Origin of the sequence: Streptomyces sp. NPDC056503, assembly GCF_042794995.1 — a bacterium.
Taxonomy (GTDB): Bacteria; Actinomycetota; Actinomycetes; order Streptomycetales; family Streptomycetaceae; genus Streptomyces.
Genome location: NZ_JBHTST010000229.1, coordinates 1 through 6,217, shown reverse-complemented (window position 1 = coordinate 6,217; position 6,217 = coordinate 1). Strand labels below are relative to the sequence as shown.

The following is a 6,217-nucleotide window of genomic DNA, read 5'->3' as shown; positions in this document are numbered from 1 at the left end:
ACCTCCCGGTTCGTCCGCACACGGTCCCCGAAGATCGTCGCGACCTGATCGGGACCCTGCTGCACGGCCCTGTGCAGACTCTGCGTGAGATACACGGCAACAACTCCTGAGTGGTACGGCGGTGCGAGTCGAGCGAAAGCTCGGGGAGGCCGTGGCCACCGTCGGTGTCGGAGCGACGGTGACCACGGGGTACGGGAAGCCTGCTGTCCGGTGAGGGGGCTCCCCGCGGTCCGTCGGCCGGTGCGTGTCGTCCGGCCGACGGCCGTCATGGCCGGGATCCGGCGCTACTTGCCGCCCGCGCAGTAGACGACCTGACCGCTGATGTAGTCGGTCTCGGGGATGCACAGGGCGTAGACCGCGCCGGCGGCCTCCTCGGGCGTACCGCCCCGGCCCAGCGGAATGGTCTTCTCCAGGGCGGCCATCAGTTCGGGGTTGACGCCGACCGGCAGCTCTCGGCCCTGGATGTCGATGGTGGCGCCGCCACCCGCGGGGGCGTCGGTGAGGCGCGTGCGGATGAGGCCGTACGCGACCGCGTTGACGTTGACGTTGTAGCGGCCCCACTCCTTGGCCAGGGTCTTGGTCAGGCCGATGATGCCGGCCTTGCCGGCGGAGTAGCTCGCCTGACCGACATTGCCGTTGACGCCGGCGCCCGAAGAGATGTTGACGACCTTGCGGTGGACGCGGACACCGCGGGCCGTCTCCTCCTTGGACAGGCGGGAGAGGTGCGGCTGGGCGGCACGCAGGATCCGGAACGGCGCCGTGAGGTGCACCGCGAGCATGGCGTCCCACTGCTCGTCGGTGTGCTTCTGGATGACGGAGTCCCAGGTGTAGCCGGCGTTGTTGACGATGATGTCGAGGCCGCCGAAGGTCTCGATCGCGGTGTTCACGAACCGCTCGGCGAAACCGTCCTCGGTGACGCTGCCGACACAGGCGACGGCGTTGCCGCCGGCTGCCTTGATGTCGGCGACGGTCTCCTCGGCGGGCGCCGGGTCGAGGTCGTTCACGACGACGTTGGCGCCCTCGGAGGCGAACTTGAGGGCGATCTCGCGGCCGATGCCGCGACCGGAGCCGGAGACGACGGCGGTCTTGCCCGCGAGCTTGGTGCTGGTCATGCTGCGATTTCTCCTTCGATGACTGCGGTGCCCGCGAGAGTGACGGTGCCGTCCTCCAGGGCCATGGTGAGATCCAGGTGGGACAGGCCGTCCTCGACCTTGGCCACGGTGGCGGTGGCGGTCGGCTTGCCGTGGAGCGGCGTGATGGAGGTGAACCGCACGGCGAACGAGCGGATCTTGGCCTGGGGGAAGTTCGCGGTCAGCAGCCGGCCCAGGTAGGCCATGTTGAGCATGCCGTGGGCGAACACGTCGTCCATGCCGGCGGACTTGGCCACGTCGATGTCGATGTGCATCGGGTTGTGATCGCCGGAGGCGCCCGCGTACAGCGCCAGAGTGGTCCGGGAGATCTTCGGCAGTTCGAGCTTCACTTGCCCGCCTTCGGGTCGCGCACGACGAGGGACTTGTGGACCTCGGCGACGAGCTCCCCGTCGCGGGTCACCTGGGTGGCCAGGACGAGGAACTCGAGCGCCCCGCCCTTCTTGCTGTAGATGTCCGAGACCTCGGTCTCGAACGTCAGCCGGTCGCCGGCGTGGATCGGCTGGTGGTAGGTGAAGCCCTGCTCGCCGTGGAGCACGTAGCGGATGTCGATGTCCGCGAGCTTCAGGAAGTTGAATCCGTCGGTGCGTCCGCTGTCCGCGCAGAACAGGAAGGTGGGCGGGACCGGGAGGTCCCGGTGGCCGGCCGCCTTGGCGGCCTCGACGTCGGAGTAGACCGGGTCGGTCTCGCCGATGGCCTTCGCGAAGAAACGCAGCTGCCCGCGCTCGATGTCGACCGTGTGTGTCGGGACCTTGGTCCCGATCAGGTCCTTGTTCAGGGCCATGGTGTTCAGTTCGCCTTTTCGTAGAGAGTGACGACGCAGGCGCCGCCGAGGCCGAGGTTGTGCTGGAGGGCGTGCCGGAGGCCGCCCTCGACCTGGCGGCCTTCCGCCTGCCCCCGCAGCTGCCACACGAGCTCGGTGCACTGGGCGAGGCCCGTGGCCCCCAGGGGGTGGCCCTTGGACATCAGGCCGCCCGAGGGGTTCACGACGACCCGGCCGCCGTAGGTGTTGTCGCCGTCGAGGACGAACTTCTCCGCCGTCCCCTCCGGGGTGAGCCCCAGCGACTCGTACGTGATGAGTTCGTTGCTGGTGAAGCAGTCGTGCAGCTCGACGACCCTGATGTCCTCCGGGCCGACACCGGCGGCCTCGTAGACCTGACCGGCCGCGTTCTTCGCCATGTCGTAGCCGATGACCCGCATCATGTCGGTGTCCTCGGCGAACGCGCTGTCGACGTCGGTGGTCAGCGCCTGCGCCGCGATCCGCACGTCCGTGTTCAGACCGTGGCGGCGGGCGAAGTCCTCGCTCGCGATGACCGCGGCGGCGGCACCGCAGGTGGGCGGGCAGCACATCAACCGCGTCAGCGGACCGTACACATGCGGGGAGGCCAGCACCTCCTCGACGGTGATCGGGTCACGGAAGACGGCGTACGGGTTGTTGGCCGCGTGTGTACGGGACTTGACCGCGATCCTGGCGAACACCTCGTTCGTGATCCCGTACTTGTCCATGTACGCCTGCCCGGCGCCGCCGAACAGCTGGGCCGCGCCGGGAGCGTCGGGGTCGAAGCCCTGGAGCTCCCGCATCTTCGTGTGGCTGCGGCTCATGGCCGAGGGGCGGTCGTCCCAGTGGCCCTTGAGCGCACCACGCTGCATCTGCTCGAACCCGACCGCGATCACGCACTCGGCGGCGCCCGAGGCGACGGCCTGCCGGGCGAGCCACAGTGCGGTCGAGCCGGTCGAGCAGTTGTTGTTGACGTTGATCACCGGAATGCCGGTGGTGCCCAGCCCGTAGATCGCGGCCTGACCGCTGGTCGAGTCTCCGTAGACGTACCCGACGTAGGCCTGCTGCACGAGCTCGTAGCCGATGCCGGCGTCCGCGAGCGCGGCCCGGGCCGCGCGCTCGCCCATGACGTCGTAGGTGTCGCTCGCGCCCGGCTTCATGAACGGGATCATCCCGACCCCGACCACATGGACATTGGTGCTCAAGGGAGCCCTCCGCGACTAGTGGTTGTTTACATGGTGATGGCCAGGAGCTTGGCACTCGGGTGCGCAAAGGTCACCAGCCTTGAGCTGTGATTTACGTAACGCACCCCTGGTGTCATCGGTATCTTGCCTCTGATCAGCTCTGATGCGCAGAATTCAAGAGCGAGATGCATGGGGTCAAAGGTAGACGTGAGATTCACATTCGATGGGCACCCAGCCCATGGTGACTGCTCGGTCACCTAAGGTCGGTTAGCTATAGTGAGCCCGGCCGGACATCGGGGCGTAGCCGTCCCATCCGGAGGCCCCGCGGTTGCCGCGGTTGGGCCCTGAAACCCCGTTGCCATCCCGTGCCGCAGTTCGCCCCCGCACGGGCGCACGTGCCGACCCCGGACGAGCCCCTCAGATGCGGCAACGACCACGAAAGGCCAGACCCATGCGTCGAAGCGTGTTCAACGAGGACCACGAGGCGTTCCGGGAGACGATCCGGGACTTCATCTCCAAGGAGGTCGCGCCGGAGTTCCACGAGTGGGAGCGGACCGGACACGCGCCGCGCGACTTCTACTACAAGCTCGGCGAGCTGGGCGTCTTCGGCATGGAGGTGCCGGAGGAGTACGGCGGCGCCGGCGAGACCAGCATCAAGTACGAGGCCGTGATCATCGAGGAGAACGCGCGCGCGGCCGTGACCTTCGGTTCGGCGGGAGTCCACACCGGTCTGTGCCTGGGCTACCTGATGCGGTACGCCACCGAGGAGCAGAAGCACCGCTGGCTCCCGCCGTTCATGAGCGGCGAGACCATGTACGCGGTCGCCATGACCGAGCCCGGCACGGGCTCGGACCTGGCCGGGATGAAGACCCACGCCAAGCTGTCCGAGGACGGTACCCACTACGTCCTCAACGGTGCCAAGACCTTCATCACCGGCGGCGTCCAGGCCGACCGGGTGCTGGTGGTCTGCCGGACCTCCCCGGCTCCTGAGGAGAACCGGCGCCTGGGCCTCTCCATCCTGGTCGTCGACGCCCACGCCGAGGGCTACTCGGTCGGCCGCAAGCTCGAGAAGATCGGCATGAAGTCCTCCGACACCGCGGAGCTGGCCTTCACCGACGTCAAGGTCCCCGTCGAGGACATGCTCGGCGAGGAGGGCCAGGCGTTCCGCTACCTGTCGGAGAACCTCGTCAAGGAGCGTCTGGTCATCGGCATCGGCGCCGCCGCCTCCGCCCGAGCCGCCATCGGTTTCGCCATCGAGTACACCAAGCAGCGCCAGGTCTTCGGCAAGCCGGTGGCGTCCTTCCAGAACACCAAGTTCGTCCTCGCCGAGTGCGCCGCCGAACTCGAGGCCCTCCAGGCGATGGTCGACCGGGCCATGGAGCTCTACGACGAGCGTGAGCTCACGCCCGCGGACGCCTCCAAGCTGAAGCTCTTCGGCACCGAGACGGCCGGCCGGATCATCGACAAGTGTCTCCAGCTCCACGGCGGCTACGGCTACATGCTGGAGTACCCCATCGCCCGCCTCTACGCCTCCACCCGGGTGTCCCGGATCTACGGCGGTACGAACGAGGTGCAGAAGACCGTGATCGCGAAGGACCTCGGCCTGTAGGAAGGTCCGTCACCGACGCCGTGCACCCGCGCTGCCACTGGGCGCGCGGGTGCACGGGCATGCCGTCAGCCTCACGGCCGGGTGGTGCCGCGCACAGGAGCGCCCGCTCTCAGGCCCGGTCGCCGATGCCCAGGGAGTCCATGGCGAGCGCGGACACGACGTCGGGGGTGGCGAGCCGGCGGATCGCGGACGGCAGTCGGTACAGCATGAGAACCATGCTCAGCACGGAGCCGACCATCACCCGCCCCTCGTCCTCGTCGAGCTCGGGACGGCAGGTCCGCAGCAGTCCGACGCACTCCGCGACGAAGCCGAGCTGGCTCTGGTAGGCGCCCTGACGCTGCTCCGCGGAGAGGTGGACCAGCTCGCCCACCATCAGCGGCATGGCGCTGGTGCGGGTACCGCAGAGGGACGAGTAGGTGCGCAGCACGCGATGGAGCGCCTCGGTGGGCGTGCGGCTCTCCGAGAGCTCCCGGGCGAGTGAGAAGCGCAGGACCTCCGACTCGCGGTGGAGGGCGGCCGCCAGGATCTCCGCCTTGCTGGAGAAGTGGTTGTAGATGCTCGGACCGGCGATGCCCGCTGCCGCCCCGATGTCCTCCATGCTCACCACCTGGAAGCCGCGCGCCTTGAACAAGGGGATGGCCGCGGCCAGCAGTGCCTCGCGGCGGGACACGTGGGCGAGACCGGTACCCGGCCGCTGTGGGGTCACATCCGATACATCGGCGGGAAGAGCCCGTGACCGGCACACGGCCGACGCCTGGCGCCTCAGGACATCCTCGAAGCGGGGACGAGGAAGATCGCGGCTGTGGTACGAGGGGCTCACCAGGACGCCCAGGGCGCACCAGGCCAGCAGCAGCGCCTGGTCCTCGTCCAGCTCCGGGCGCAGGTCCCGGATGGCCGTGGCGATCGTTCCCGCGTGCGCGTCGTGATGACGGAGCACGCTGGCCCGAGCCTCTTCGCCCAGGTTCCGGGTCTCACGGTCCAGCAGCACCGGCAGGGACCGGTGGTCGAGGGTGAAGTGCGCGATGGCCCCGAGGAGCTCGTCGAGGCCGTCCGCCTCCTCCAGCGCCGTCGCGAGAAGATCCAGTCCGTCGAGCATGACCCGGCTGAGGAGCTCCTGCTTGCCGCGGAAGTGCCGGTAGAGGCCTCCCGCGGTGATCCCGACCGCGCCGGCGATGTCCTCCATGCCGGTGGCGTGGTAGCCGGAGCGGTGGAAGCACTCCAGGGCCGCCGCGAGGATCTGCGCCTTCCGGTCGCGGGAGCGGCGCACAGGGCGGGCGGTCTTGGTCGTCACCTCGCCATCCTAGGCTCCCCACCTGCGGATGTTCCCGCCGGTGCACCGTCGGATCGATCACGCGGGCCGGCCCCCCGGCTCCCGGAGGAGACGAGGGGCCGGCCGGTGGTGATCAGGCCTTGATCTCGCAGATGCCGGCGCCGGAGGTCACCGACGCGCCGACCTCGGCGTTCAGGCCGGTCACGGTGCCGGACTTGTGCGCGTTGA

The 6,217-nt window shown here is 68.9% G+C and carries 6 protein-coding genes; 1 reads left to right on the top strand and 5 read right to left on the bottom strand.

Features of this window, described 5'->3' with window-relative positions:
* Positions 1-284: 284 nt before the first annotated feature.
* Genes ACFQ8C_RS36130 through ACFQ8C_RS36115 form a run of 4 tightly spaced genes read right to left on the bottom strand, consistent with a single transcriptional unit; the run spans position 285 to position 3,131 of the window.
* A complete protein-coding gene (locus ACFQ8C_RS36130) occupies positions 285-1,112 on the bottom strand; it encodes an SDR family NAD(P)-dependent oxidoreductase (RefSeq protein WP_383466088.1) in 828 nt (275 codons plus the stop codon).
* Positions 1,109-1,480 (bottom strand): MaoC/PaaZ C-terminal domain-containing protein, encoded by a 372-nt coding sequence (locus ACFQ8C_RS36125; protein ID WP_383466086.1) that lies wholly within the window; start codon positions 1,478-1,480, stop codon positions 1,109-1,111. Before ACFQ8C_RS36125 ends, ACFQ8C_RS36130 begins: the two co-directional genes overlap by 4 nt.
* Entirely contained in the window at positions 1,477-1,932 is a 456-nt protein-coding gene (locus tag ACFQ8C_RS36120; protein ID WP_383466084.1) for a MaoC family dehydratase N-terminal domain-containing protein, read from the bottom strand. Before ACFQ8C_RS36120 ends, ACFQ8C_RS36125 begins: the two co-directional genes overlap by 4 nt.
* 5 nt (positions 1,933-1,937) lie before the next feature.
* Positions 1,938-3,131: a lipid-transfer protein gene (locus ACFQ8C_RS36115; protein ID WP_383466083.1), complete on the bottom strand. Its 1,194-nt coding sequence runs from the start codon at positions 3,129-3,131 to the stop codon at positions 1,938-1,940.
* Between the two features lie 430 nt (positions 3,132-3,561).
* On the opposite strand from ACFQ8C_RS36115, the gene ACFQ8C_RS36110 reads away from it, so the two are divergent.
* Complete coding sequence (locus ACFQ8C_RS36110) at positions 3,562-4,719, top strand: acyl-CoA dehydrogenase family protein (protein ID WP_383466081.1); 1,158 nt, start codon at positions 3,562-3,564, stop codon at positions 4,717-4,719.
* A gap of 109 nt (positions 4,720-4,828) precedes the next feature.
* Here the strand turns inward: ACFQ8C_RS36110 and ACFQ8C_RS36105 are convergent, their stop codons facing one another.
* Positions 4,829-6,010, bottom strand: a complete 1,182-nt coding sequence (locus ACFQ8C_RS36105; RefSeq protein WP_383466079.1) for a TetR/AcrR family transcriptional regulator — start codon at positions 6,008-6,010, stop codon at positions 4,829-4,831.
* Between the last annotated feature and the right edge of the window lie 207 nt (positions 6,011-6,217).

Excerpts from the sequence above, each read along its gene's own strand:
- ACFQ8C_RS36130 (WP_383466088.1), bottom strand. The coding sequence starts at position 1,112 with ATGACCAGCACCAAGCTCGCGGGCAAGACCGCCGTCGTCTCCGGCTCC.
- ACFQ8C_RS36110 (WP_383466081.1), top strand. The coding sequence starts at position 3,562 with ATGCGTCGAAGCGTGTTCAACGAGGACCACGAGGCGTTCCGGGAGACG.
- ACFQ8C_RS36120 (WP_383466084.1), bottom strand. The coding sequence starts at position 1,932 with ATGGCCCTGAACAAGGACCTGATCGGGACCAAGGTCCCGACACACACG.